Source organism: Aminobacter sp. SR38 (assembly GCF_014843375.1).
GTDB lineage: Bacteria > Pseudomonadota > Alphaproteobacteria > Rhizobiales > Rhizobiaceae > Aminobacter > Aminobacter ciceronei.
Genome location: NZ_CP062115.1, coordinates 21,540 through 47,993 on the forward strand (window position 1 = coordinate 21,540; position 26,454 = coordinate 47,993).

Consider the following 26,454-nt stretch of genomic DNA (forward strand, 5'->3'; position numbering starts at 1 on the left):
AGATTGAGCTTTGCGGGTCGGGTGCAGTCATGTCTCCGGCCTGTTTGTGCGGCACGATACGACCGCTGGCCCTGATGTTGTCCGCTTGAGCCGATCCCTATCACGTTATCGCGCTGTTGTTGCGCAAGACATCGCCGCGGGTTCTTCAGTTCGTGCGGTCCATTCCGCTTTCGCTGTCACATCATACCATCGTCACTCCGCCAACTGTTTTGCCCGAAAGGGCGCTGTCGTGATTCAGGCCGACGCTGCGACCTTAGCGTTGTTGCCGGTGGCGTAGCCTGGCTGGAAGTTCACGCCCCATGTCATGATCGCCCATGCGATGCGGGCGATTTTGTTGGCGAGCGCAACCGCGACAAGCTTGAAGGACTTTTTCGACAGCAGGCATCGGGCCCAGTTCGCCAAAGGCGTATCACTTGTTCCCTTCTTCATGCGGTAAAGTACCGCATGAGCCCCAACCACGAGGAGCTTGCGTAGGTGCCTATTACCCATTGTCTTGGCTTTCCTCCGGTTGAATGCTGCCTGGAAACGAGGCCCAGCCAGGCCGCGAACTCACGCCCACCCTCAAACAGCTTTACATCCGAGACGCTGGCCGAAAGACATGTCGCAATGACAGGGCCTATTCCGGGCACGGTAGCAAGCCGGATGCTGACGTCGTCGTTGCGATGGGTGGCAAGGATCGCCTTGTCGAGCTTGGCGACCTGCGTCTCCATCTCTGTCAATGCCATTGCCAAGGGCATGAGGGCAACGCGGACGGCCTGCGGACTGTGTTGCTCGTCTTCGAGGAGGGCGATGAGCTGCCGGACATTGCGGGCACCCTGCGGTACGACAATGCCAAGCTCGGCGAAGTGGCCACGCAGGGCATTGATGAGGGCGGTCCGTTGCGAAATCAATAGCTCGCGGGCGCTGTGCAGCATCAACGTCGCCTGCTGATCCCGGCTCTTCACCGGAACGAACCGCATCGACGGTCGTGTCACGGCTTCGCAGATGGCGGCTGCATCGGCTGCGTCGTTCTTTTGCCGCCGAAGATACGGTTTGATATAGCCCGGCGGGATCAGCCGCACCTCATGGCCGGCCTCCATCAGAGTGCGCGCCCAGTGGTGGGCTGTCGCGCAGGCTTCTATGCCAATCAGGCAAGGGGCAAGCTTCTCGAAGAAGGGGGGCATCTGGCTGCGCCGCAACGACTTGCGCAGCACGACATGCCCATCCGCGTCGATCCCGTGAACCTGGAAAACATTCTTTGCGATATCGAGGCCGATCGTCTTAATCTCTCCCATGGTGGGTGGCTCCTCTAAATGTTTGCAACAACCTACTCTGGCACACTTGATGCCGTCGGAGGGCGCCATCCACCACATCACGTTAACTTGCGGTGAGGCATTTTCCGGATAGAGCGGAGGGTATGAGCACCTCCCCCATCAGTACAAACGCCATCGCTTTCCGCCGCAGATCATCGCCCACGCGGTCTGGCTGTACTATCGGTTTCCGCTGAGCCTGCGGCATGTTGAAGAAATGCTGTTGGAGCGCGGCATCCCAGTCTCTTATGAAACGGTCCGTCGCTGGGGCAAGAAGTTCGGGTCCGAATACGCTCGCGGTTTGCGCCGCAAGCAGCCAAGTCGCGATGACATCTGGTACCTCGATGAAGTTGCCATCATGATCGCCGGCGAGAAGTATTGGCTGTGGCGCGCCTTCGATCAGGACGGCTACGTGCTCGATGAAATTGTCCAGCGCCGTCGCAATGCCAAGGCCGCGAGGCGATAGTTGATGCGCCTGCTGAAGAAACAGGGCACCGCGCCGAAGCGCATGATCACCGACAGGTTCCGCTCCTATGGCACGGCAAAGCGTCAGGTGATGCCGCATGTCGAGCATGCTATACACACACCCCTCGCCGTATATTAGCTCAACGCACTATGCCGCGACACAGGAAATGCAGGTGATGGAGACGGAGCCGGTTAAGGCATGGGCGGTTGTCGATGACACTGGCAAGATCACGCTCACCAACATTCACGCAAGTGAGATCCAAGCCGCTGCAACAGCAAAACGATGGGGCAAGATCTATCGAGTAATCCCGATCTTTGTCATCCCCATCGGCGACTGGTCAGCTGGGAACGACGAGGGCACTTCCTTCACGGATTGACGGCCGCCGCTGGCTGGTAGGCGAAGTGATCAGTCGACGGTGCCGTTGACAGGCAGCCGTATCACCCTGTCGTTCAGTGGCATTACCTACGAGGGCCGCCATTGTAACGTTGGTCGGTGTTGTCTTCCAGTCGATATGACCGATACTGGCCGAAGCAATACTCATGATCCGCACTAAGGTAGGCCTGACTGTTTGAGTTCGCCAGTTCAATCCCCCCTGCGGAGGACTGGACCGCGGTTTCCAGTCTCTTCTGTTGCAGTGTAGACCGCCCCCACATATGGCGAGGCGCATTCACGTCGTCCCTCACTATAGGGAGTGTAGCTGTTGTCGTCGCGGCGATAGGAAGGGTATCAGCAAGAACACCACTCGACATGGGCCTCAATCGTCTCGGCCCCCGTCGTCTTTGGTTGGTCGCTGGCCTGCACGGACGGGAAAGCTGCCGCTGTATCAGCGACATCTGCAGTGACGATGGCCGCGGCGCGTGTCGAGGGTTTGGCAAGCAATTGCCGGACAGGCCGGGCTGGGACTCGCTCGAACTCTTCCTCTGCAGGGTCACCTTCACGGGCTTGTCAGTCCATACCTCAGTTGCGTTGGCGGCTAATGACAATTGCCGTTCAGGCTCAGTTGTGAAAAACGCAGCAGCAATCAGACCACTGGCGAACATGACGAGCACCAGGTCGACGCCATGTAGGCGCACCTTGTCGAGTGCCGCGGCGATCCGTTCACGGGCAGTATCCTTTGACATGCCGGCGAGACCGTCGGTATCGATTATTGTCCCCGTGTGCCCTCACGCTAATGTAGACGTAAATAGATATTAGCTGTTGCTGATGAAAAGCGTTTTGATATGGTTGCGATGTAGAGCGTGCGCCCCCCCCCAACCCCACCCTGACGCGCTCTACCAATAAGTAACACTTTGCCTGCGAGGCTGATTTGAGACTGCGCTCCTGTTAGGGAGCGCAGTATTCTTCGTTCAGCGCTTGCCAGCACGCTTCTACATGAGGCCGGCAACATGCTCCCAGAGTCGGTCTTGATGGCCGCATTTATACTTACAGCTCATGGACGACCGCGTCGTTACCACCTACCCGAAACTCTCTCAAGCGGTCGCGCCTAAGGAAGCGCTCGGTCAGTTCCTCCTTCGACAGAGGTTTAGAGAACCAATAGCCTTGCAATTGATGGCTGCCGGCCTCTCGCGCAAGCTCCGCCTGGTGCCGGTTCTCAATTCCTTCGACTGTCACAGGGACACCGAGAGCACTCACCAGTTTGATAGTGGCATCCAACACTTCTGCATCCTGAGGATCGTGCTCGATATTGGCGACAAGCGACTTGTCTAACTTGACGCGATCGAAGCGGAATTGCCGCAAGGAGCCGATGCTCGCGAAACCACAGCCAAAATCGTCGAGAGCAACCTTAATGCCGAGCGCCTTGATCTCGGAGATTGATCGTCTCGCCTGATCGGCATTGGAAATAAGAACGCCCTCCGTAAGCTCGATGGTCAGGCGGTGAGGCTCAAACGCAAGCTTGTCGAGAGTGGCCTTTAGGCCTCCAGCGAAGTATCGATTGCGGAGTTGCACGGGGGACACGTTCACAGCAATCTGCAAGCCTGGCCAACGTGAGCCTTGAACTATCGCCTCTTCCAGGATTTGGGATCCCAGTATCCCAATGAGCCCGGCCCTCTCGGCAACTGGTATGAACACATCGGGAGCAATCGGTCCGTTCTCGCTGTTCCATCTCGCCAGTGCTTCCACACCGCAAAGATCCCCACTGCGTGCATCAACGACCGGCTGGAATGCAACCTTGATCTCGCGGCGATCCAGGGCCTCGACCAACTGTTGTTCTAGGTTCGCCTGCTCGGAAAGCTCGGCTTCCATATGCGGGTGAAAGACGACCGTCGCGCCATCTGAACCGTGCTTTGCTTGATGCAAAGCCATTTCGGCTTGTCGTAACAAGTCGTGAAAATTCGTCCGTGACAACACGGCCTCGGTCACGCCAACACTGACGCCGATCTCGATCTCGCGGCGTCCGATCTTGAAAGGTTCTGCGAACACCTCAGTCACTGCCGATTGCAAATGGGCGACCTTGCCGGCTGCATCGGCCAACGACACGATGGCGAAGGTGTCGCCGTCCAACCGAGAAATCGTTGTTCCCAGTGGCAGATCCTTGGTCAAGCGCGCCGCGACAGCTCCTAGCAGTTGATCGCCAACTTGTTGGCCCCAGAGGTCGTTGATGGCTTTGAACCCGTCAATATCAACCAGATAGAGACCGATCATCGCCGAACTGCATACATCGGGCGCGAGATTTTCGACATATTCGGACAAACCGGGACGATTGGGCACGCCGGTTAGATGATCGTGGAGCAAGTTCCGCCTCGCGCGGGCCTGTTCCTTGGTTAGCGAACGCACCGAAAGCAGGCCAATCAAGCCAATGCCTACAATCAGCAGGAGCAGTATTGCAGCCGCTCCGAAAATGAGCGGACGAACACGTTCGTAGCTGCGTGTACCCGACTGCTCCGATGGAAGGTTGAGGAAGCCTACAGTATTTCCGTCGACATCTCTTAAAGGCGCCGCAACAGTGCCCTCCACGAGGCTATCAGTTAGCTGAAGGCCACGGAGGTTGAATTTTTGCGCAGTCTCATTGATCGCTTTGGCGTCAAGATCCTTCTCGAATATCAGAATGTAAGGATCGGGCGGCGGAATGCCCTGAAGGAAGGGACGGATGCGCGCAGCTCCGATTACCGCAGGCCCGTGCACTGTTCCTATGAAACCGGCATGGACGTCTCCTTGCAGGCCATCAGCAGCGCGCGCACGCTCTACGAGGCGAGCCAAGGAGCTGTCGAAAAACTCGCTGGGCTGCACATCCATTGGTTTGCCATAGCGGTAGTACAACAGTGGCTTGTCGTCGGGTCCGATCACCAGTGCCATGTCATAGAGCGGATAGTCTAAAGTTGGGAATCCCCAGCTCTCGATCAACCAGGCATCTCGAGTTGGCGAAGCCAGTTGGCGATAAGCCTCGTCCCAGAATGCGTTGTCTCTGACTGTACCGGCCATCTGCGAACGCAATGACTCTAGGGCGGACGCCGCAGCGCCAACTGCCCTTGTCTCATCGAGTTCATCAGCGGTTCGGACGATGGAATAGATAGCGCCGCTGACGACACCCCCTAGCGCGGCTGCTATTCCAAGCGAGAGAAGAACGGCAGTTATGAGGATCGTTCTTTTCTGATGACCCGACGAACCGAGAGGAGGGAGATGAACGACGCCGGCCATTGCAAAACTCATGAAAGGCAAAAACCGCTGCCTAGGGATAAATTAGCCGACCGTTTAAGTTAAGGCTCAATAAGAATTTCCTAATTTAATTCCTAAATTTGTTGATCGTATCACGTATGCTGTGCAGGGGTTCAAAGGAATCTCAATCAGAGGTAGATGTTTCTGTGTCGGTGTAATAATAATTGTGTAAGAAGGGTTCTCAGCGGGCCAACTATGTGAGGTCAGCAGAGAAAGCGATGCCAACTCGCCGCCATCTGCAGGGGATCTAGTGCGTCGCGCGCCAGCTTCCTAAGTTGCCATGGTCAGTGGGTTAAACGGCCGAGTGCGATCTCTATAGCGATCTGCATGCCCATGCCAATCTCGCGGCTGAGGTGCTGATCTCCCATCGTGTCGGCGTCCAGCTTGGCGTTGGTCAGCAGCTTCAACACTTCGAGAGCCTCATCGGCGTCTAGAGTGTAAGTGAACTCCGGATAGCCCATCGCCTGCGCCAGTTCCTGGGCTTCGGACAGTTCGAGGTCGGGCATTCTACCATCCAGTTTTGGATCTGCTGTCGCGATGAGCGCTGCTTCAGCACTCGGCATTTTCACGAACACAATCAACGAGGGTGCAAGGCGTCACTTTTCAGCGCAGGCCAACGATTGCGCGCCCTGGGCAGGGCCCGGTAACGCAGGGTTAAGCCGGTGATTTAGCGAGTCCTAACGCAACGTCAAGCAACGCACGCGCGTGCTCCCGCCCCGGTTCAACCACCCATAGCGAGTCGCGCGAAGAAATACACGCCAAGGTCTTTATTTTGAGCAAATTATGCAACCATAATTGCATCTTGCCCCTGCCGAAAGCATCGTATAGGCCATTTCATCACAAGAATAATCGGGAACAAAATTATGAAAATGCTAAGGCGTGGAGCAGCTATTTCTCCGGTAGAATTCACTGCGAGGGTCGTTTCCGCATATTTGTCAAATAATGCTGTACCTTTAAACGACGTTGGCAATCTTGTAGGAATTGTTCACAAGTCGTTTGTTGATATAAAGTCGCCGAGAGAACCATCTTCCAACTCTCGATTTTTGCGGCCTGCGGTGCCGATTGAGAACTCCGTGACGGGAGACTATATTATTTGCCTGGAAGATGGGCGTAAGTTTAAATTCATCAAAAATCACATCGAAACAATCTACCATCTAAGCCCGGCCCAATACCGTGCAAAATGGAATCTTCCTTCCGATTATCCTATGGTCGCCCCCAATTATTCAGCATTGCGCTCTCGGATGGCCAAGGAATTAGGGCTCGGCCGCAAAACCAAAAAGGCCCTGGCGCGATAGCGCCGCGACAAATGCATTTCTTTAATATTACCCCGAACTGCAGCACCTCCGGTCGTCCTCTCAACTGGAAAGGCTATGCCAATTTGTAGGTGAATGAGACGCGGTTTCGTCCCTGCTGCTTTGCCTCATATAAGCATCGGGCGGCTTGACGCAGGCTCTGTGCTGTATCGGCCGAGCCCCGCATTTCGGCGCCGCCTATGCTGACAGTCGTCCTGATGCTTCCGCGATCGCTTTTCATCCAGCGAATTGCCTCGACTTGCCGTCTGATCATCTCCGCCCGCAACATCGCACTGTCCTTGTCGACGCCACGTAGGATGACGCCAAACTCTGTCCCTCCAGTTCGGCCCACAACATCGCTGGGTCGAGTTGCATACAGAAGAGCCTTGGCTATCCGATTTAAGGCCTCGTCGCCTTTGGCATGACCGTGCCGGTCGTTGATCTTTGTAAAATCATCGGCATCAATCAGGAGCAGCATGTCACATTCTTCATCTCGGCCCACACGAGCCAGGTGACCATGAAGGCCTCTCGGTTCAGGAGTCCGGTCGCCGGATCATGGCTTGTCGAATAGTTGAGTTTTTCGTGGGTCTCGCTCAATGCCGCATGGGATCTCGCGAGCGCCTCGCTGGCTTCCTTGTACATCTCAGACTGATGAAAAATATGAGGCGACTGGCATTGCGATGACAATAGGGATCACGATGCACTCGACTCAACTAGCCAGTCGATCGGCATTCCTAAGGCTAGTCGGCTAGAGAATGAAAGTGCAAAAGTCGAAACAACCGCAATCGCGGTCACGACGGCTGCTTTTGCGAGGATAAGATTGCGCCGTTTCATCTCTTTAAACTAGGGCAAGCTGATTAAGGCATCACTTATGAAATGTCTAAAATGAAAGGTCAACGATGAGCGTCAACGCCACCCCGTTTCTGCCTTGCCACTTCGGGAAGCGTTACGTTACGGGAAGGTAAATCGGGATACTCAAACCAGCCCTTCGTGTTGCAGGATATTCGGCCAGTCCATGCTCGGCGACGGCGGGTTGAAGTCGCGATCAGGCGATTACGTCTGGGTGTGCGGTTTGGTTTTTTGGCGATATTGATTAAAATACACCACTATCCGCTCCGAAGAATTTAAAGGTTATCAAATACAATCAAATCGCCATTTGTCTAAGCGTTGAAGAGTCTTAGTGCAGTGGGAGGAAGCAAGCATGGACTATGCATCGACAGCTTCAAAAAAAATGTCGGTCGGCACTGTCGTCTTGCTGTTGCTCTGCGGAGCCGCGGCGGCAGCTGATACAGGTGTCGGCAGCAGACCTGACGGGCCTCGCGTCAACACCCCAGGTGCAGACTTGCCGCCAGCCAGCAAAATCAAACGCTGCAACACGGTACTTACAAATCCGCAGGCCTTTGAAATTGACCTTTATGAACTTTGCAAGCTCTTACGGTCTCTCACTAAGCCAGATCGAATGCGGCAGCCGTCAGTCGAGTTTACCAAAGCCATGCGGTGTATCGGCTGCGGTGTGGTGAGGGTCGCCGGGGCCGACGACCACTAGTCTAGAAGTGGCTACGCCGTTCGCCTTGCGCTCCCGGCCAAGCTTGGCCTTAAGGCAATCAAAGTTCGCGCACAATGGCGCCATAGATCATGTATGGGGTTCAATAGCTCGCGCCTACGAGCCTGCCGATGCAACAATATGCGGATCAGCGCGCAGCCCACGAAACTGAGCGAAGACAACGGGAGCCAGTCTGGGTGTTGTCACGTTATCTGAAAATGATTGCGCTGATCCGGTGATGCTCAATTCACGCGAGTTTCCCAGCCGCGACGTTCCACTCCGCCATCGCTTGCAGGCGGTGAATGTAGATGGCGAGAGCAGAGCGTTTTGAGCGGGGCGGGACGAATAGATTGCGAAGAGCCGAGAAGATCGAGACGAAGCGCTGGAGGCTTCCTGGCGATCGGAAACCCTGCATCGTCCTTTCACGTTTTCGCAGCGGCAGATGCGAATTCTCGGCTCGATTGTTGAGCCTCTTGTGCGACCGGTGCTCGACGGCCGGCATCACTTGTCGCCTGGCTGCTCCATAGGATCGCAACTTGTCTGTGATCATGCGCTTGGGCGCGGTGACCTGATGTGGTGGACGGCCTCCGCTCCCGGCATCGCGATGTGCCAAAGTGTGGCTGTCGAAAGTCACATGAGGGAGAGCCGTCCACCACATCAGGTCAGGTCAGCGGCACCCTGTTTCTTCAACAGGCGCATCAGCAATCGCTTGGCAGCCTTGCTGTTGCGGCGGTTCTGGACGATCTCGTCAAGGACATATCCATCCTGATCGACGGCCCGCCAAAGCCAATGTCTCTTACCTGCGATGCCGATGACGACTTCATCCAGATGCCAGGTATCGTTCGGGCCTGGACGCTTCCTTTGGAGCCGGCGAGCATAGTCCGGGCCGAATTTCAGTCCCCATCGGCGGATTGTCTCATAGGAAACGACAATGCCGCGCTCCAGTAGCAGTTCCTCGACCAAGCGCAGGCTCAGCGGAAAGCGAAAGTAGAGCCATACCGCATTGGCGATGATTTGGGGCGGAAAACGAAGGCGCTTGTAGCTGATGGACGAGGTGTTCATGCGTGTGCGTCTATCGCGGCCGGTCCGAACAAGCCGTTACCGTGACAATACCGCGCCGCGTGTTTGGACGTCCCTAAGTCGGGACGTCTGCGTTGCGTGGCATAGGGGTTGGTCCAAAAATCTCATGAAGAATTTCGCGCTGAATGTTTTCTCGAAACAAGGTTGCCCAAACAAAAAGGGCGCCCGAAGGCGCCCTTTCCGTAAGCTTGAGCCTGGTAGCTGGATCAGAAATCCATGCCGCCACTCAAGCCCGCTTGGCGGGCTTGAGCAACTTTAGCTCATGGGCGTGCTTATGGACTTCTTAGAAGTCCATGCCGCCCATACCGCCCATGCCGCCGCCGCCCATGCCGCCAGGCATGCCGCCGCCAGCCGAGTCCTTCTTGGGGGCTTCAGCGATCATGGCTTCGGTGGTGACGAGCAGGCCGGCAACCGAAGCTGCGTCCTGCAGGGCCGTACGAACGACCTTGACCGGGTCGACGATGCCGAAAGCGATCATGTCGCCATATTCGCCGGTCTGGGCGTTGTAGCCGAATGTGGCCGTCTTGTTCTCGAGGATCTTGCCGGCAACGATCGAAGCTTCCGCACCTGCGTTCGAGGCGATCTGGCGGGCCGGAGCTTGCAGAGCGCGACGGACGATGTTGATGCCAGCGGCCTGGTCGGAGTTTTCGCCGACTGCCTTGATGGCGAGCGAAGCACGCAGCAGAGCCACGCCACCGCCGGGAACGATGCCTTCTTCAACCGCAGCGCGGGTTGCGTTCAGCGCGTCGTCGACGCGGTCCTTGCGCTCCTTGACTTCGATCTCGGTCGCACCGCCGACGCGGATGACGGCAACGCCGCCTGCCAGCTTGGCGAGACGTTCCTGCAGCTTCTCCTTGTCGTAGTCCGACGTGGTCTCTTCGATCTGCTGCTTGATCTGGGCGACGCGGCCCTGGATCTCGGCCTTCTTGCCGGCGCCGTCGACGATGGTGGTGTTCTCCTTGGAGATCGACACCTTCTTGGCGCGGCCGAGCATGTTGAGGCCGACGTTCTCGAGCTTGATGCCGAGGTCTTCCGAGATGACCTGGCCACCGGTCAGGATGGCGATGTCTTCCAGCATGGCCTTGCGGCGATCGCCGAAGCCCGGCGCCTTGACGGCAGCGATCTTCAGGCCGCCACGCAGCTTGTTGACGACGAGCGTGGCCAGAGCCTCGCCTTCGACGTCTTCCGAGATGATGAGCAGCGGCTTCGAGGTCTGCACGACGGCCTCGAGGACCGGCAGCATCGCCTGGAGGTTCGACAGCTTCTTCTCGTGGAGGAGGATGTAAGCGTCTTCGAGATCAGCAACCATCTTGTCGGGGTTGGTGACGAAGTAGGGGCTGAGGTAGCCGCGGTCGAACTGCATGCCTTCGACCACTTCCAGCTCGGTCTCGGCGGTCTTGGCTTCTTCAACCGTGATGACGCCTTCGTTGCCGACCTTCTGCATCGCCTCGGCGATCATCGAGCCGATTTCCTTCTCGCCATTTGCCGAGATGGTGCCGACCTGGGCGACTTCTTCCGAAGTCTTGATCTTCTTCGACGACTTGACGAGGTGGGTGACGACTTCAGCAACGGCGAGGTCGATGCCGCGCTTCAGGTCCATCGGGTTCATGCCGGCGGCAACGGCCTTGTGGCCTTCCTGAACGATGGCCTGGGCCAGAACGGTCGCGGTCGTGGTGCCGTCGCCGGCGATGTCGTTGGTCTTCGAAGCAACTTCGCGGACCATCTGCGCGCCCATGTTCTCGAACTTGTCTTCAAGCTCGATTTCCTTGGCGACGGTGACGCCGTCCTTGGTGATGCGCGGGGCGCCGAACGACTTGTCGATGACGACGTTGCGGCCCTTCGGACCGAGCGTCACCTTCACTGCGTCGGCGAGGATGTTGACACCGCGCAGCATGCGCTCGCGGGCGTCGCGGGAGAACTTTACGTCTTTAGCAGCCATTTTAAGCTCCTCGATGGGCCTTTACGGCCCGAATTTCAGATTGGATGGTGCGGATATCAGGCGATCAGCCGATGATGCCCATGATGTCGGATTCCTTCATGATCAGAAGGTCTTCGCCATTGAGCTTCACTTCGGTGCCCGACCACTTGCCGAACAGCACGCGGTCACCAGCCTTGACGTCCAGCGGGACGAGCTTGCCGGCTTCATCGCGAGCGCCAGAGCCGACGGCGACGATTTCGCCTTCCTGCGGCTTTTCCTTGGCCGTATCGGGGATGATGATCCCGCCGGCGGTCTTGGATTCGGATTCGACCCGGCGAACGACCACGCGGTCATGAAGCGGGCGGAACTTCGACTTTGCCATTTGAACTTCCTCGGTGGACTGTTGAGAACCCTCTGTCCGGTCTGGCCGGACGTGGTTAGCACTCACTTCAGGCGAGTGCTAACGTGCCGCTGAGATAGTCCGTGGGCCGGTACTAGTCAAGACGGAGGAGGGACGGGCGAAGAGCAAACGATGTCGCGGTTGGCTGCTGCCGAAACGCTCTCGACCGAAGCCGAACCGCCTTCGCCAGCTGCCTGGAGCGAGGCGGTGCCTGCGGTTTCTTGGCGTCGGTAGCCTGCACCGCCTGGATGCCGTTGCCGGCATTTAGACATTCGAGGTGGTACGGGAGCTTTCCGACTGCTCATTTTTTAGGCTCTACGGACTGTGATGATGACCGATGCCGTCAGGCCAAAACGGGGCAACGGACAGCAGACGAGGCCAAGCGACCGGTTGGTCGAACTGGATCACCTATCGCCAGACCCGCGCTGGCGCGAATGAATGGGTCGGATCGAGGCGAGGCGGTGATCTTTGCTGCAAGCGCGCCTCTGACGCGAGATGTCCTGGACTCGGAGCTGCAACCTTAACCTCATCATCGATGTCATTCGCGCCGAACTTGCCGGCCGTCCCTACGAGCTTGTGGCTGTCGCCGGCGGCTGGCATCATCGCCACCTTGCGCGCCAACGAATTCATCGCATCGGGCCCGCGCACGCCACAACCCGGCGCGCCCTAACGCCTATTTGACGACAAAAATCTTCCTGTCGGAATTCGGCTTCAAGACGCTGGAGGACCTGCCCGACTTTGCGGCACTGGAAGACGCCGGACAGTTGTCAAAAGAAAGGCTGTTGCAGGGGATATTCTGCCTGGAGTGGCGGGGCGGGAAAGACGACAAGCGCCAGTAAGCGTGGCGCGACCACCACCGTCTGGGGGTAGCTCAAAAGGTCGATTGATATTGTGCGGGATTGGTAGCCCAATATGTTCTCAGACCGGTGCCTGGCTTTAGACCGTTAACCCCCACTCCCGACAGTGCATCGGATTTCAGGACCGCTCCCTCCCGGAGCGGTCTTTTTTCTGTTTGGTGCTGTTCCGGATTTCGGCCGCGCTACCGTCATATCTGCTTGCCCGCGATCTCGATAGCCAGAGCCAGCCCCTGCAGCAGCACGTCTCTAGCCGAAGCCTGTACTCATCCAAACCCTCTTGCGCCACGATCTGGTCGTCATCGGCGAATTCGGCTATCTGCTGCAGCCAGCACGGCGCGCAGTGTTGCAACTGGTCAGTACAATCACAATCGCCCATCATCGCGACCTCCCCTTGGCATTTCGCATGTGCTTGTGCCAACCCGAAAAACTTACTATCCAGCCTGCGGGGGCCTGTAGCTCAATGGTTAGAGCCGGCGGCTCATAACCGCTTGGTTGGGGGTTCGAGTCCCTTCGGGCCCGCCAATAAAATCAATAGGTTAAGTGATAACCACATAGCAATCGGTGTTTCGAGCTACATTCTGGGCTACGAGACGCGTGGTGCCCTCGACCAGGCCGTTTTGGGCGTGAGAGATGTAGCCCAAAGAGTCATGGGCGGATGTCATGATGACCCGAAGGAAAAATCTATGGGGCGATGTCGTCTGCGGAAATCATGGAACAAACTAGAAGAGCCGTAATGGAGGCCATTGCTGCACTTTCGAGAGCGAGGGCTGTGCAAGGCAGTCTTCTTTTTTTGCCGAACGACGGCGCGGCGCCGTATCTTCGCGTATGCGCGAGCAGTGCTGGTGCCGACCTTGTTGCCCGGTGACGTCGTCACGATGGACAACCTGCCTGCCCACAAGGCGGGCGGCGTTCGAGGTGCCATCGAGACTGCCGGTCCAAGGCTGATGTTCCTGCCGCCCTACAGTCCCGATTTCAGTCCGATTAAAATGCTTTCTCAAAGCTCAGGGCTTTCATGCGCGCTAAGGCTGAGAGAACGATCGCCGCATTGTGGGACACCGTTCTCGATCTCTAAACTATTCAGAGCTGCCGGATATGAACCGGATTAAACAGGAGCTGTCGCTTTCGCCCTACTCGGCCCGTCTCGATTGTCAGATCGGCGCGCATGTTCGTACTCGTAGGGCTCGTCAGTGGTCGGACGCTCCACGTAGCCAGCCCATTGCGTCGTCGAACGACGACTCCGGGGTCATCCTATCGAGCTTCAGATCCTTCTCGACGTGGGTCAGATGTTTTAGCATTTCCTGCGCGGCGGCGGATCCGTTGCCTGCGGCAATGGCGTCGACGATGCGCAAATGTTCGTCACGGGGGCAGGCATCGTCATGCTCGGCATAAAGCAAGACTGCGAGGCAAGTCAGCGTCTGCAGCTGGGTCATCAGCCTGCGAAGGACTTGGTTCCCTGATAGTTCAGCAAGTAACAAGTGAAATTCCCCCGTCAAGCGGACAAGAGTGCCGCGCTGACCTGCGACGCGAGCTTCATTTTCCTCCGCGATGTGCTTCCTTAATTCGGCTAGCCCGAACTTGTGTGGTGCCGAGGCCAGAACCCGCACGATTTCTGGTTCGACTAACCGTCGCACGAACAGGATATCGCGTGCCTCTTTCCGGCTCGGGGAAGCGACGGTAGTACCCTTGTTTGGGGACTTCACGAGAATTCCGTCCTGCGCCAACCTCGCAACGGCCTGACGTACAACAGTCCTGCTGACATCGAATGTAGCGGCAAGTTGCTCTTCCGTTATGGTTTCTCCTGCTGGCAGTCGCTGTTCGAAGATCGCCTGCAGTATCCGCCGGCGGATTTCGGCCTCGGTCCTTCCGCGCGACTTTTCAAGCAGAGGGAGCTTGCCGTCCCCTACGCTGCCTGCGTCCGCCGCCTCAAAATCTGCGCCTATGGGCTTTGCTTCATTCATCGTCATTCTCTACCGGCGGAATCTCGGTGCCGCGAATATTTCCTTTGATGGCAGCGGCTTGCACTGGTCAGCGTTCGTCGTTGTAGCGGCCTCAAGTTTGGGCTTTCATTTTTGCCTTGACAAGAGGCACTGAGCTCCTCAGTTTGATTGTGCACAACGTAGAGCACAGCGCAAGCGACTGCAAGGCGAGGAGGAATGCGTAGCAGTTGGGTGCTTTGCCAGTGTCGGCGCTACTCCGCATCGCATGGAAGGCAAGCATGCCTCAGGATGGCTTGAGCCTTCTGCATCAGAATGGGAAGTCGCACGCTTCGTCGTGCGCGGCAACAATTGGGAGGACCTATGGGCAAGATAAGTTTCTCGGAGAGTGGGGCCTTGGGCGCCATTTTCCGGTCATCAGCAAAAATTCTTTCGGGTACCATCATCGCATTAGCTGCGGCAGCCTCAGTGCCGGTTTTTGCGCAGGACGCCTCGACTACGCTGATCGTTGCGGGTCCCCGCACGCCGGAATCGCTGGATCAGGAATATCCCCCGACCGAGGCCGGCCACGAAGCCCGCCGCAACATCTACGAACGCCTTCTCGCCTATGCACCGAAAACCGGGGACGACGGCATAATCTATGAAGATTTCAGCAAAATCGTAGGTGCTCTCGCAGAAAGCTGGGATGTTTCGGACGATAAGACGACGATTACTTTTCACCTGCGCAAGGACGCCGTCAGCACCACCGGCAATCCACTCACTGCAGACGACGTGATGTGGTCGTTCGAACGAGGTTGGCAGCTCAAGGCGAACTTCCGTTGGTACATGACGCAGGTTCTCAAGATCGAATCTTTCGAACAAGCCTTCGCTAAGGTCGACGAACATACGGTCAAGGTCACAATCCCCAATCCGTCGCCGCTAATTGACCGCCTTTGGGTCAACAATGACCTCGGCATTCTCGATGCGACCGAGGTGAAGAAGCATATCACCAACGAAGATCCGTGGGCTTCGACTTGGCTTGCCACCCATTCTGCTTCCTTTGGCCCGTACGGCGTGACCAAGTATACGCCCGGACAGGAAGTCGTCTACGAGGCCAACGCCAAGTATTATCGCGGCGAGCCCCGTCTAAAGAAGGTCATTTTCCGGGAGATGCCCACATCGGCAAACCGCGTTGCTGCCTTGCAGGCGGGGTCGGTTGATGTAGCCGAATATCTGCTGCCCCGGGAGCTCTCGCTGGTCGAAAAAATGCCGAGCGCAAAGGTGTGGAAGGTCTTCGGGAACTACATCCATCGCGTCGAAATGAACAACGAAATGGAGCCTTTCTCGAATGTGAAGGTGCGTCAGGCGCTAAACTATCTGGTGCCTCGTGACGGCATTCTGAAGGCAGTCTATTTCGACACCGCGCGAATGACAAAAAGCCCCATCTCCGAAATCTACCCCGGCTTCACGGACGAATATTTCCAGTATTCGACGGACCCGGAGAAGGCCAAGGCGCTGTTGGCCGAGGCTGGCTATCCGAACGGCTTCAAAACCGAGCTCGGATATCGCACCGGCGATCAGATCGAAGAAGAAATCGCAGTCATTCTGAAGAGCGCGCTGGCCAAGGCCGGTATCGACGTCACCCTGTCGAAACTGCCGGCGTCGACCCTGGTCGAGCGTTACAGCAATGGCAAGATTCCCATGTACTTCTTCCGAGATATGGCGATCGTTCCCGATGCCGCCTATGTCGCCAATCTGTGGCTCAACAGTGCGTCGCTCATCAACTATCCCCGCTTCAAGACCGAGGAAGTCGACAAGCTGATAGACTCCAGTCTCACCAGCATCGACGAGCCGAAGCGGCTCGAGGACATGCGTCGCGTGCAGCAAATCACGGTTGAATCGGCGCCTTGGATATTCCTGATGAACCCTGGCTACCAGCTCGCGACACGAAGCAACGTGAAGGGCTACTCTTGGTACACACCCAATGCGAACAGCTGGTTTGATTTCTACAAGGATTAGCGTCGCCGCGCGGAGGCCCCGCCTCCGCGCACACGACCAATCGCAGCGAGCGTGAGAAAAATGGCTCTCATTCAGTACTGGCGCGTGCTTCCGCGCCCCCTCAGAATCATCGCGGGTCGTCTAGTTATGATTGTGCCGCAGATGTTTGGCGTGATGCTCGTCACCTTTTTGCTTGTCCGGCTGCTTCCGGGAGATCCTGCGCTCTTGATGCTCGGGAATATGGCAACCGAAGAACAGATCATCGCGTTGCGTGAAAAGCTGGGCCTCAACCTAAGTGTCTACGAGCAGTTCATACAATATGCAGACAACGTCCTGCATGGTGATCTCGGCGTCTCGCCCTTCACGTCGAACCCCGTGGTCGTGGATCTTCTGGAGCGGGCGCCAGCCACGTTGGAACTCATCACCTACGCCATGCTTCTCACGATCCTTATCGGCGTGACCCTCGCGGTGATTTCGGTGGTCCGCCCTCGAGGGCCCATTGACTATGGCAGTCGCGTCTACGGACTTGCGGCGGGCGCCATACCCGACTTCTGGGTCGGCTTATTGCTAATCTACTTCTTCTTTTATGTACTCGGCTGGGCGCCTGCTCCTTTCGGGCGGGTCGACGCCATGGTCACACCACCGCCCATGGTGACTGGCTTCTACACGATCGACAGTTTGCTGACGGGGGATTTTGCCGCGTTCTTCTCGGCAGTGGGTCGATTGCTGCTTCCAGTGCTGACGCTCGCTATCGTCAATGCGGGGGCGCTCATGAAAATGACGAAGACGGTTTTCGCGGACGCTTATCGTAGCGAATTCATCCGACATCAACGCGCTTGCGGCCTGTCGGAGCGCACCATAGTCCGTAGCGCCTTGCGCAACAGCTTGCCCCCGATCATCACCCTTGTCGGCTTTCTGTTTGGCTTCTTGCTCGGCGCCGCTGTTCTCGTCGAGACGATCTTCTCGTGGGGCGGCCTCGGCCAATACGCCGTACAGGCGGTGATCAATAGCGATTACCCCGCACTGCAGGGCTTTGTTCTCGTCGCCGCCGCCTTCATCCTCGTCGTCTATCTAGTCGTGGACATTCTCTACGAACTCGCTGATCCAAGGATCAAAGTGTGATGAAAAACAACGGTATTGTGTTACGATTCCTGCGGAGGCCGAGCGCGGTGATCGGACTGACGATCCTTGCGCTCCAGGTTATCGCCGTGATCTTCGCCCCTTGGATAGTCCCCTATTCGCCGATCGAGGCAAACCCGCTCGTTTCCCTTGAGGCGCCATCGGCTGCGCATTGGCTTGGCACGGACGTATCGGGCATGGATATCTTTTCCCGCATCGTCTACGCGACGCGGATCAACCTGTTGATCTCGATCACCGCGGTCATCGTCGCCTTCGTCATCGGCGTGCCGCTCGGATTGCTGATCGGCTATTACCGTGGCCTGCTCAGCGCCACGGTGATGCGCCTGTTCGATTTCATCCAGTCCTTCCCGGTCTTCGTGCTGGGTATGGCCCTCGTTTCGGTCATGGGCCAGGAAATCTGGAACGTGGCTATCGTCTTGGCGGTGCTGTTCATACCGATGTTCGCCCGGCTTATCCGGGCCGAGGTGCTGTCGCTGCGCGAGCGTCCTTTCATCAGTGCCGCCCGATGCAGCGGTGCGACTGACCTGTCGATCATGTTCCGCCACATTCTGCCCAACGCCATGACGCCGGCGATCGTCCAGATCTCTATTTCCATAGGCATGGCCATTCTGTTGACGGCGGGGCTCTCCTTCGTCGGCGCTGGCGTGCGCATGCCGACTCCCGAATGGGGACTGATGGTGAGCATCGGCGCGCAGCAGATGATCCTTGGCGTGTGGTGGGTTGCCCTGTTTCCCGGACTTGCGATCGTCCTCGCCGTGCTGTGTTTCGCCCTGCTTGGCGATGCCGCGCGCGAGGCCGCTGACCCAACAGCACGGAGGCGCTGATATGTCCAAAAGCATGTCTGCCAATCAGGAAGCGCCGTTGCTGGTCGCCCAAAATCTCAGTGTCCAGTTCGTCGGAGCGGACAGGCTTGCACTAGATAACGTGTCTTTCAGTCTCCGCCGCAATGAGGTTCTCGGCATCGTGGGCGAAACGGGTTCGGGCAAGTCCGTCCTGGCGCGTGCACTGATGAACCTTCTGTCCGAGAATGGCCGCATCATCGCCGGAGACGTTTTGCTGAACAACCAGTCGATCCTCGGCATGGATGACGCTGAACTGCGCCGTCTTCGCGGCGGCCAACTTGCGCTCATCGGCACCAACGCCAAGGCGCTGCTCGATCCGGTTGAGACCGTCGGGTCGCAGATTGTGCGTGTTCTGCGCGCCCACCGCGGTGGCTCGAAGCGAACGGCGTGGCGCGAGGCCGTCGATATGCTCGGCAAGGTGGGCATCGTCAATCCGGAGCGTCGAGCCCGCGCCTACCCACACGAGCTTTCCGGTGGCATGGCGCAGCGCGTTGTCATCGCCATGGCGATGATCACATCCCCCCAGGTTGTGCTCGCGGACGATGCGACACTCGGGCTGGATGCCACCATCCAGGTGCAGGTGCTTGACCTGCTGGTGAACCGCTGCCGCGAGCTTGGCCTCGGCGCGATCCTGATCACGCATGATCTCGGCATCGTCGCCCATTTCTGCGACAGGGTGGCCATCATGCGCGAGGGCCGCATCGTCGAGATCGGGCCGGTGGGGCAGTTCCTCGCTGGCCCGAAGCAAGCCTATAGCAGCGAACTGCTCGAAGCCGCCAAGGTTCGCCCGACGCCCATCGTCGGCGAAACACGGAAGACGGCCCCTGACGTGAGGAGCGCCGCTCTGCTCGATGTGGCCAATCTTGTGAAGCACTTCCCCATTCCCGGGACCAACGAGGTCGTGCGGGCGGTCGACGACGTCTCGTTTTCTCTGGCGCGTGGCGAGACCCTTGCGCTCGTCGGCGAGTCCGGGTCGGGGAAGACAACCATCGGCCAGTGTCTTGTGCGCTTGCTGACGACCACGGCCGGCCGTGTCACCTTCGACGGCGACGATGTGATCGGGATTAGCGAGCGCGAGTTCCGGCAGCGCCGTCGGCGCATCCAGATGGTGTTTCAGGAGCCCTATGTCGCGCTCAATCCGCGGTGGCCCGTCGCAAGCCTTATCAGCGAACCGCTAGCGCTCCTGTGTTCAGCCGAGTCGATCGACAAGGTTAAGCGGGTCCGCGAACTGCTTGATGCGGTTCAACTCCCGGTGCGGCTGGCGGATGCCTATCCGCATGAGTTGACCGCAGGCGAGCAAAAGCGCGTTGGCATCGCCCGTGCCTTGGCGACACGTCCGGATTTCGTGGTCTTCGATGAGCCCACCACTGCCCTCGACATCCGTGTGCGGGCCCAGATCATCGATCTCGTGCGCGACCTTCAGGCGGAGATGGGGCTCTCTGCCCTCTTCATCACGCACGATCTGAATTCTGTGCGCTCGCTCGCCCACTTCGTTTCGGTGATGCGCCACGGCAAAATCCTGGAGTATGGCCCGACGGAAACGATCTTTGCCTCGCCGCAAGAGGAATACACCAAGACGCTGCTGAAGGCCGAATTGCCGCTCGAGCAGAGCCCGGCGCAGCGTGAACGTGCCGAGAAGATGCTGGCGGGAGGGATGCGATGAGTGGCGTAGAGAGGACTGTCCTAGTCACCGGCGGGGCCGGGCTACTCGGCAATGCCGTGCGCGCCCTTCTGGAAGCGCGGGGCACGGACGTGATTGCCGTCGACAGGGTCGGGGTCACCGGCGAAGGCAAGCCGCTCACCGTCTGCGATGTCACCGATATACACCGACTTCATGCGGTTGTGTCGGGACGCGACATTGGCGGCATCGTGCATTGCGGCGCTTTTTCAGGTCCGATGGTCGAGCGTGCAAATCCCAATGCCATGGTCCAGGTCAACATCGTCGGTACGGCGAATGTCCTCGAACTTGCGCGTATCCATTCGGTCGGGCGTTTCGTTCTCTGCTCCTCGACCAGTGCATTCGGCAATACAGTGTCCGAGACCGGACCGGCGACGGAGCCCATACCCGAGGACGTGGCGCTGCGACCCTCTAGCGTCTACGGCGCAAGCAAGGTGGCGGGAGAGCAACTGGTCTCGACCTACACCCAGCAATATGGACTAGACGGGGTAAGCTTGCGGATTTCCTGGGTTTATGGGCCGCGCCGGACCACCGATTGCACCATCCGCAGAATGATCGAAGACGCGCTAGCCGGCCGGCCTACGCATATGCCGTTCGGCAGAAACTTTCCGCGGCAATACATCCATGTGGACGATGCCGCACGGGCGTTGGTCGCGGCGCTCGACGCACCCAGGCTGCCGCGTCGCATCTATACTGTCACCGGCGGCACCTACCTCACGCTAGGCGAAATCGGCAGCATGGTCGCCCGGTTTCTGCCGAACGCCGAGATCGACCTCGGCCTGGGCTCGGATCCGGTCGACGATGTTCAGGGGCGGTTCGATATTGCCGCAATCGAGCGCGACCTTGGTTTTACGCCGGCCATTGGCCTCGAAGACGGTATCCGCAGCTATGCGAAATGGCTTTCGGCGCACGCAAACGGGATATCTTGAGGGGAAAAGCAATTGAAGGATCCATTCCGACTTGATGGGAAGACCGCATTGGTTACCGGTGGCAGTCGCGGCATTGGCGGTGCTATCGTGGAGCTATTCGCCGAGTACGGCGCGAAGGTCTCGTTCTGCCACTATGGTGATGCCAAAGGTGCTGCGGCACTCCTGGAAAAGACGAGTTCGGCAGGACTGCATGTCGACGGAACCGAATGCGACGTGGCCGACGAAAGTTCAGTGAAGCGGCTGGCGGCATTCGCTTCGGAAACGCTTGGTCACGTCGACATTGTCGTCAATAGCGCCGGCATCGGCGGCGACTGCATGTTCGTCGATCTTGACGTGGCGTCCTTCGACAGAATGCTCGCAGTGCATCTGCGGGGAACCTTCCTCGTCACACATTCCTTCTTCGGCCGCATGCTCGAACGTCGCTGGGGACGGGTTATCAACATCGCCTCGCAACTCGCTTACAAGGGCGCGCCCGGTCTTGCGCATTACTGCGCTGCCAAAGCGGGCATCGTCGGGTTCACCCGCGCGCTGTCCTACGAAGGGGCGCCTCGCGGCGTCCTCGTGAATGCCATTGCGCCAGGCCCGGTCGAGACCGAGCTACTCATGGGCTTGAGCGACGAATGGCGCGCGATGAAGATGACCCAGTTGCCGATCAAGCGGTTCGGCCTCGTCGACGAGATTGCCCCGACAGCTCTCCTGCTGGCATCCGACGCCGGCTCCAACTATGTCGGCCAGACACTGTCGCCTAATGGCGGCGACGTGATGCTCTGACGCCGTCATTCGCGACGAAGCTCAACAATACCAAATATAGAAAGCGCAATTATGCACGAGTTTGACCTAGTCATCAGGGGCGGGACAGTCGTAACCGCGGCGGACACGGTGCGAGCGGAAGTCGGCATAAGAGCGGGTCGCATCGTTTCAGTCGGTGAAGAGCTGGGAGCCGGAGCCAAGGAGATCGATGCGTCCGACCTGCTGGTTATGCCCGGCGGCATAGACAGCCATGTGCACCTTGCCCAGCCCTCCTCCGATGGCCCGAAGATGGCCGACGGATTCGAAAGCGGGACACGTTCCGCCATCGCCGGTGGCAACACTACGGTTTTGCCCTTCGCCTTGCAGCCGCGCGGCGCCAGCCTGCGGGCGAGCGTGATGGAATATCACCGGGAGGCTGATGGAAACGCGCTTACCGATTATGGCTTCCATCTGATAATCAGCGATCCCACTGCCAGCGTTCTCGGGCAGGAACTGCCTTCCCTAGTCGATGACGGCTACAGTTCGTTCAAGGTCTTCATGACTTATGACGACCTTGTGCTTACCGATCGCCAATTGCTGGAGGTCTTCGAAAGCGCTCGCTCCTGCGGTGCATTAGTTATGGTCCACTGTGAAGGCTATGACGCGATCCGCTTCATGACCGAGCGGCTGGAGCGGGCTGGCAAGACTGCGCCCTACTTTCATGGGGTCTCCCGGCCGCAATCGGTGGAACGCGAAGCGACCCACCGGGCCATCAGCCATGCCGAACTGACGGACGTGCCGATCATGGTGGTTCACGTCTCCGGCCGCGAACCGATGGAGCAGGTTCGTTGGGCGCAGCACAAAGGCCTCAGAATTCTCGCCGAGACGTGCCCGCAGTATGTCGCGCTGACGGCCGACGATCTTAAGGGCCTCAACATGGACGATAGCGGCGGCAAGTACGTTTGCTCCCCTCCGCCGCGTGACAAGGATAGCTGGGAGGCGATCTGGGAAGGCATTCGGACCGGGGTGTTCCAGACCTTCTCGTCCGACCACTGTCCTTATTACTTTGAGGGTAGCCAGGGAAAAAGCAGTGACATCGCGCGGACGTCATTCCGTTGGGTGCCCAACGGTATCCCGGGGGTGGAGGTTCGCATGCCGATCCTCTATTCCAAGGGCGTAGTGGAAGGACGTATCACCGTAAACGAGTTCGTTGCGCTGACCTCCACTAATCATGCCAGGATCTACGGCCTCTATCCGCAGAAGGGCTCGATCGCCCCGGGCTTCGACGCCGACATCGTTCTGTGGGATCCCAACCGGAGGGAAACCATCCGCCAGGAGATCATGCATCACGGCTCCGACTATACGCCCTACGAGGGAATGACGGTCACGGGTTGGCCGGTAATGACCCTTCTGCGCGGCAAAGTGATGATGCAAGACGGCAAGGTCACCGGCGAACCCGGCGATGGTATTTTCTTGAAGCGGAGAAGGTCGCCGTACGCAATCGCGCCAGGAAGCGCCCGTCATGACGGGGCGAACGTATAATAGCAGAGCGTGATGGGCACCGAGCACTACCTTGGCAGGTCAATTTTCCGGACTGGATGCGAATTCGGCAGTGGGGGTGAGGTGGTTGGTGTTGGCGACAGCGCGGCTATGACCACGCGTCGAAATGGCAGTGTCGGCTTAGACGGGGCCGCGTCTCTTCCTTTTTCCCCGCTTTGCGTGTAGGCGCTGATGTTGCAGAAAGCATGGCAATCATTGTCAGGGCCTTGCCGCCATCGAAGTGATTGAAGCCGTGTTCTTCCTTCATCTGCTGATGGGTCATTACATTTGATGGCAGCAGCGAGAGCTTTCAAGGTCGTATCTGCTGACAGATTGGATAGGTAATATTTGTTTGCGCTCGTCGTTTGAGCGCCATAACCAACGAGCCACGCCTCTTCGCATGGCATATGCTGCTGCCCCTTGTCGAGGATGCGTTGCGGGTCGCCATCAGCAATCCTAATGCGTAGGGCAGCGAAGCGTGCGGTCAGTCGACCTTTCCAGCCGCGACGAGGTCGCGTGCACTGAGCCTCTGGCGAAATCCAGCTGATAAACCATAGCCGGCATAACCAAGCACAGTGCCAAACCGCACGCCCGTGGCGATCAACCGATAGATCTCGTCGTGCGTGATATCCGGTTTGGTGCGGGATATGCGCTTCGGCTCGCGTACGCTGGTCCAGCTTTCGGGCAGAAACAGCCGCAAGCCGACTGGAACAGGAACATCGTCCCGCGCCAACGTCAGCCATTCCAGCGTTACCGAGCATCGACGCATGCTGCGGCGCGACTCCAACAGAATGATCGCCCTTCTTGGGCAGATCCGTATCGCCAACCAACGGATCCGAAGCGACAATCTTGTCGGCCTCTATCGCTAACTCCACCTCAAGTGGAGCGGCATCCCAAATGCCCGGAGATGAAATGATGCAGGCGGTCATAGTGATCGGGCGCAAGGCGTTCTGCCATAGGCTCAATGATTTTGCGGTTCTCGCGGCCCGACGAGGCCGGAAATATAGACCGGGCACATTTGCTGCCACTATTGGGCGATCTTCGTCAACTGCGAGTTAATCTGCCAAAGTAGCGTCGTGCTTTGTCCACGAAGCCTAGTTGAGGGGCTAACTCGACCAAGCAATCGCTTAAAACGATCCTCGCGGAAGAACACTCTTTTGTCGGCGGGCGATAAATGTCTTGACAGAAATCGCGAAAAGAAAATAAGAAAGGTACTGCAGCGGGCTAGCTGCATCGGAATTGGGGTATTTGAAGGCCCCCGACTGGCGCGTTAGCGCCGTCGGGGGCCTTTTTTGTTTTGCGCACCAAGAGGAGAAACGCGCCATGAAGAAGACTCCGTTTTACGCAAGCGGCCTTGAGTATGGGGCCAAAATGGTCGAGTTGTTCGGCTACTACCTTCCTTGGGAGTACAGCGCAGGACATTCCCGGGAACACTTGGGTACTCGCGAGAGCGTCTCTCTGTGTGATCTGGACTATATGGCTGAATTCGTTGTCGAAGGACCCGATGCGCTTCGGTTGATCCAGATGCTCGCGACGAACGACTATTCCAAGAAGACGATCGGTTCCGTGCAATACACCGCCATGTGTGACGAAGACGGGCAGATGATCGACGACTGCACGATCTGGTGCCTGGACAATAACAAGTACATGATCATCAGCGGTTCGGAAGACGATTACGCCTGGATTTCCAAGCAGGCGAAGTCGTACGACGTGGCCACTACAAACGTGACCGATAAGCACACAACGCTTGCACTGCAGGGACCGAAAGCCAATCGCGTGCTGCAGCCACTGGTCGACATCGACCTCTCGACCATAGGCTACTATCGGTTCAGGCCGGCAAAGATTTCCGGTATCGAGTGCATCATTGCGCGCATGGGCTACACGGGTGAAGCCGGTTTCGAGCTCCATTTCGCGTCGACTGAAGGAGAGACCATCTGGAACCTGGTCATGAAGGCTGGCCAGGCCTACGACATTGTTCCATGTGCCCAGGCCGCTCTGGAGAGCCTTCGTCAGGAAGCCGGATATCTTTTGGTCGGCAAGGACCACGACCGCAGTACCAATCCCTTCGAAGCTGGTATCGGGTTTGCCGTGAAGTTTGGAAAAGAGAATTTCATCGGCAAGGCTGCCTTGCAGCGAATCGTCCGAGAGGGGGTAACCCGCCGGATGGTGTGGCTCGACATTCTCTCCGGCGACGTAGCTGAAACCGGCGACAAGATATTTGTCGGTGACCGCGAGATCGGAACGGTAACCAGCGGATCCTTCTCGCCGACCAGAAAGCGCGGAACTGCCATGGCTTTTGTGAACCCCGCCCACGCGGTCCCGAGCCTGGACGTTACGGTCCTGCTGGACACTGGCACGCGATCGAATGCGAAGCTGTCGGTTATGCCACTATATGACCCCGGAGACACCCGCACCAAGAACTTCGCCTAATCCATTAGAGTTGAAGCTTCCTCCTAGGGGGAGGCTTCAACCGGCATGGTTTTCCATTGTTCCCGATCGGAGCAGCCTTTATGAACAGATTCTTTCTGACGACTGCGTTCTCACTTGCAACCGCGGCGGCCCAGGCTCATCCCGGAACCGGCCACGCACATGGGATTGCCGCCGGTCTTTATCATCCGCTTGGCGGTTTGGACCATGTCCTAGCTATGGCGGCCGTGGGCCTGCTGGGATACCTACTCGGCGGTTGCTTTCGCTGGCTCCTGCCGGCTGCATTCCTAGGTATGATGGTCTTGGGTGGCGCGGTCAGCGTCAGCGGCATCACTCTACCGGCAGTGGAGGCTGCGATTGTACTCTCGGTTATCATAATCGGAGCCTTGATTTTGATCGCACCTAACGTTCCCGGCTCAGTTGCACTCGCGATGACCGGGTTCTTTGCCGTTTTCCATGGTCACGCTCATGTAGCCGAAATGCCATTGGATGGTAGCGCCACGAGCTACGCACTGGGTTTTGTGTTGACTTCCGCACTGCTTCATGCCGCAGGCGCGGCGCTTGGCGCCGGAGTTGCAGCAATCGGTGGCTCGCCGCTTGTCAGGCTGACAGGTGGGGCCGTGACCGGTTTAGGGCTGGGTATTTTGGCCGGTCTCATCTGATCGCAACCGCAGGGCGAGCGATATCGGCCGTAATTTTGCTTCGTCAAAGCAGTCGAACCGCGTTCAAAAGACCCGGTCCGCTTGTGTTCAGCGCCGCG

General features: G+C 58.1%; 19 protein-coding genes, 1 tRNA gene and 7 pseudogenes. 16 read left to right on the top strand and 11 right to left on the bottom strand.

Annotated features, from left to right (window positions below; genetic code table 11):
- Positions 1-234: 234 nt before the first annotated feature.
- A pseudogene (locus IG197_RS31085) lies at positions 235-1,274 on the bottom strand (IS110 family transposase).
- A gap of 169 nt (positions 1,275-1,443) precedes the next feature.
- Here IG197_RS31085 and IG197_RS31090 point away from each other — a divergent pair.
- Both IG197_RS31090 and IG197_RS31095 read left to right on the top strand, forming a co-directional pair.
- Positions 1,444-1,881: pseudogene (locus IG197_RS31090) on the top strand (IS6 family transposase); the annotation flags it as partial.
- 49 nt (positions 1,882-1,930) lie between these two features.
- Positions 1,931-2,131 (top strand): hypothetical protein, encoded by a 201-nt coding sequence (locus IG197_RS31095; protein ID WP_192320873.1) that lies wholly within the window; start codon positions 1,931-1,933, stop codon positions 2,129-2,131.
- Between the two features lie 1,046 nt (positions 2,132-3,177).
- Here the strand turns inward: IG197_RS31095 and IG197_RS31100 are convergent.
- Both IG197_RS31100 and IG197_RS31105 read right to left on the bottom strand, forming a co-directional pair.
- A complete protein-coding gene (locus IG197_RS31100; RefSeq protein WP_192320875.1) occupies positions 3,178-5,391 on the bottom strand; it encodes a bifunctional diguanylate cyclase/phosphodiesterase in 2,214 nt (737 codons plus the stop codon).
- A gap of 302 nt (positions 5,392-5,693) precedes the next feature.
- Complete coding sequence (locus IG197_RS31105) at positions 5,694-5,915, bottom strand: hypothetical protein (RefSeq protein WP_192320877.1); 222 nt, start codon at positions 5,913-5,915, stop codon at positions 5,694-5,696.
- A gap of 357 nt (positions 5,916-6,272) precedes the next feature.
- Here IG197_RS31105 and IG197_RS31110 point away from each other — a divergent pair, with 357 nt between their 5' ends.
- Positions 6,273-6,704 (top strand): MucR family transcriptional regulator, encoded by a 432-nt coding sequence (locus tag IG197_RS31110; protein WP_246765483.1) that lies wholly within the window; start codon positions 6,273-6,275, stop codon positions 6,702-6,704.
- A gap of 73 nt (positions 6,705-6,777) precedes the next feature.
- Here IG197_RS31110 and IG197_RS31115 read toward each other — a convergent pair whose 3' ends face one another.
- Together IG197_RS31115 and IG197_RS31120 are read right to left on the bottom strand one after the other, a co-directional pair.
- Entirely contained in the window at positions 6,778-7,179 is a 402-nt protein-coding gene (locus IG197_RS31115) for a GGDEF domain-containing protein (protein WP_192320879.1), read from the bottom strand.
- Entirely contained in the window at positions 7,167-7,343 is a 177-nt protein-coding gene (locus IG197_RS31120; RefSeq protein ID WP_192320881.1) for a hypothetical protein, read from the bottom strand. The genes IG197_RS31115 and IG197_RS31120 overlap by 13 nt, the downstream gene beginning before the upstream one ends.
- Positions 7,344-7,902: 559 nt before the next feature.
- Between IG197_RS31120 and IG197_RS31125 the strand changes: the two genes are divergently transcribed.
- Positions 7,903-8,247 (top strand): hypothetical protein, encoded by a 345-nt coding sequence (locus tag IG197_RS31125; RefSeq protein WP_192320883.1) that lies wholly within the window; start codon positions 7,903-7,905, stop codon positions 8,245-8,247.
- A gap of 244 nt (positions 8,248-8,491) precedes the next feature.
- On the opposite strand, the pseudogene IG197_RS36960 reads toward IG197_RS31125, so the two are convergent.
- The 4 genes and pseudogenes from IG197_RS36960 to IG197_RS31150 all read right to left on the bottom strand — a co-directional run.
- Positions 8,492-9,306 (bottom strand): annotated as a pseudogene (locus tag IG197_RS36960) (IS6 family transposase).
- 301 nt (positions 9,307-9,607) lie between these two features.
- Entirely contained in the window at positions 9,608-11,263 is a 1,656-nt protein-coding gene (gene groL / locus IG197_RS31140; RefSeq protein ID WP_192320885.1) for a chaperonin GroEL, read from the bottom strand.
- 64 nt (positions 11,264-11,327) lie between these two features.
- Positions 11,328-11,624 (bottom strand): co-chaperone GroES, encoded by a 297-nt coding sequence (gene groES / locus IG197_RS31145; protein WP_018427182.1) that lies wholly within the window; start codon positions 11,622-11,624, stop codon positions 11,328-11,330.
- 158 nt (positions 11,625-11,782) lie between these two features.
- Positions 11,783-11,904, bottom strand: a pseudogene (locus IG197_RS31150) (electron transfer flavoprotein subunit alpha/FixB family protein); the annotation flags it as partial.
- Between the two features lie 68 nt (positions 11,905-11,972).
- Between IG197_RS31150 and IG197_RS31155 the strand changes: the two are divergent.
- From IG197_RS31155 to IG197_RS31165, 3 genes and pseudogenes are all read left to right on the top strand, one after another.
- A pseudogene (locus IG197_RS31155) lies at positions 11,973-12,481 on the top strand (hypothetical protein).
- Between the two features lie 464 nt (positions 12,482-12,945).
- A tRNA-Ile gene (locus IG197_RS31160) sits at positions 12,946-13,021 on the top strand.
- Positions 13,022-13,320: 299 nt separating this feature from the next.
- A pseudogene (locus IG197_RS31165) lies at positions 13,321-13,605 on the top strand (transposase); the annotation flags it as partial.
- Positions 13,606-13,683: 78 nt separating this feature from the next.
- On the opposite strand, the gene IG197_RS31170 reads toward IG197_RS31165, so the two are convergent.
- Positions 13,684-14,457 (bottom strand): GntR family transcriptional regulator, encoded by a 774-nt coding sequence (locus IG197_RS31170; protein WP_192320887.1) that lies wholly within the window; start codon positions 14,455-14,457, stop codon positions 13,684-13,686.
- A 372-nt stretch (positions 14,458-14,829) separates the two neighbouring features.
- On the opposite strand from IG197_RS31170, the gene IG197_RS31175 reads away from it, so the two are divergent.
- From IG197_RS31175 to hydA, 7 genes are read left to right on the top strand one after another with little or no spacing between them, the layout of a single operon-like run.
- On the top strand, positions 14,830-16,431 hold the full coding sequence (locus IG197_RS31175) for an ABC transporter substrate-binding protein (protein WP_246765484.1): 1,602 nt from the start codon (positions 14,830-14,832) through the stop codon (positions 16,429-16,431).
- A 60-nt stretch (positions 16,432-16,491) separates the two neighbouring features.
- Positions 16,492-17,532, top strand: a complete 1,041-nt coding sequence (locus IG197_RS31180; RefSeq protein ID WP_246765485.1) for an ABC transporter permease — start codon at positions 16,492-16,494, stop codon at positions 17,530-17,532.
- Complete coding sequence (locus IG197_RS31185) at positions 17,532-18,374, top strand: ABC transporter permease (RefSeq protein WP_192320891.1); 843 nt, start codon at positions 17,532-17,534, stop codon at positions 18,372-18,374. Before IG197_RS31180 ends, IG197_RS31185 begins: the two co-directional genes overlap by 1 nt.
- A gap of 1 nt (position 18,375) precedes the next feature.
- Complete coding sequence (locus IG197_RS31190; protein ID WP_246765487.1) at positions 18,376-20,055, top strand: ABC transporter ATP-binding protein; 1,680 nt, start codon at positions 18,376-18,378, stop codon at positions 20,053-20,055.
- A gap of 56 nt (positions 20,056-20,111) precedes the next feature.
- Positions 20,112-20,999 carry an NAD(P)-dependent oxidoreductase gene (locus IG197_RS31195; protein WP_246765488.1) on the top strand — a complete coding sequence of 296 codons (888 nt, stop codon included), beginning with the start codon at positions 20,112-20,114 and terminating at the stop codon, positions 20,997-20,999.
- A 12-nt stretch (positions 21,000-21,011) separates the two neighbouring features.
- Entirely contained in the window at positions 21,012-21,770 is a 759-nt protein-coding gene (locus IG197_RS31200; RefSeq protein ID WP_192320895.1) for an SDR family NAD(P)-dependent oxidoreductase, read from the top strand.
- Between the two features lie 51 nt (positions 21,771-21,821).
- Positions 21,822-23,270, top strand: a complete 1,449-nt coding sequence (hydA, locus tag IG197_RS31205) for a dihydropyrimidinase (RefSeq protein WP_192320897.1) — start codon at positions 21,822-21,824, stop codon at positions 23,268-23,270.
- Between the two features lie 153 nt (positions 23,271-23,423).
- Here hydA and IG197_RS31210 read toward each other — a convergent pair.
- Positions 23,424-24,291: pseudogene (locus IG197_RS31210) on the bottom strand (IS701 family transposase); the annotation flags it as partial.
- Between the two features lie 299 nt (positions 24,292-24,590).
- Between IG197_RS31210 and gcvT the strand changes: the two are divergent.
- Entirely contained in the window at positions 24,591-25,697 is a 1,107-nt protein-coding gene (gene gcvT, locus IG197_RS31215; protein ID WP_192320899.1) for a glycine cleavage system aminomethyltransferase GcvT, read from the top strand.
- Positions 25,698-25,777: 80 nt separating this feature from the next.
- Positions 25,778-26,356, top strand: coding sequence for a HupE/UreJ family protein (locus tag IG197_RS31220; protein ID WP_192320901.1), 579 nt, complete (start codon positions 25,778-25,780; stop codon positions 26,354-26,356).
- Positions 26,357-26,454 lie beyond the last annotated feature (98 nt).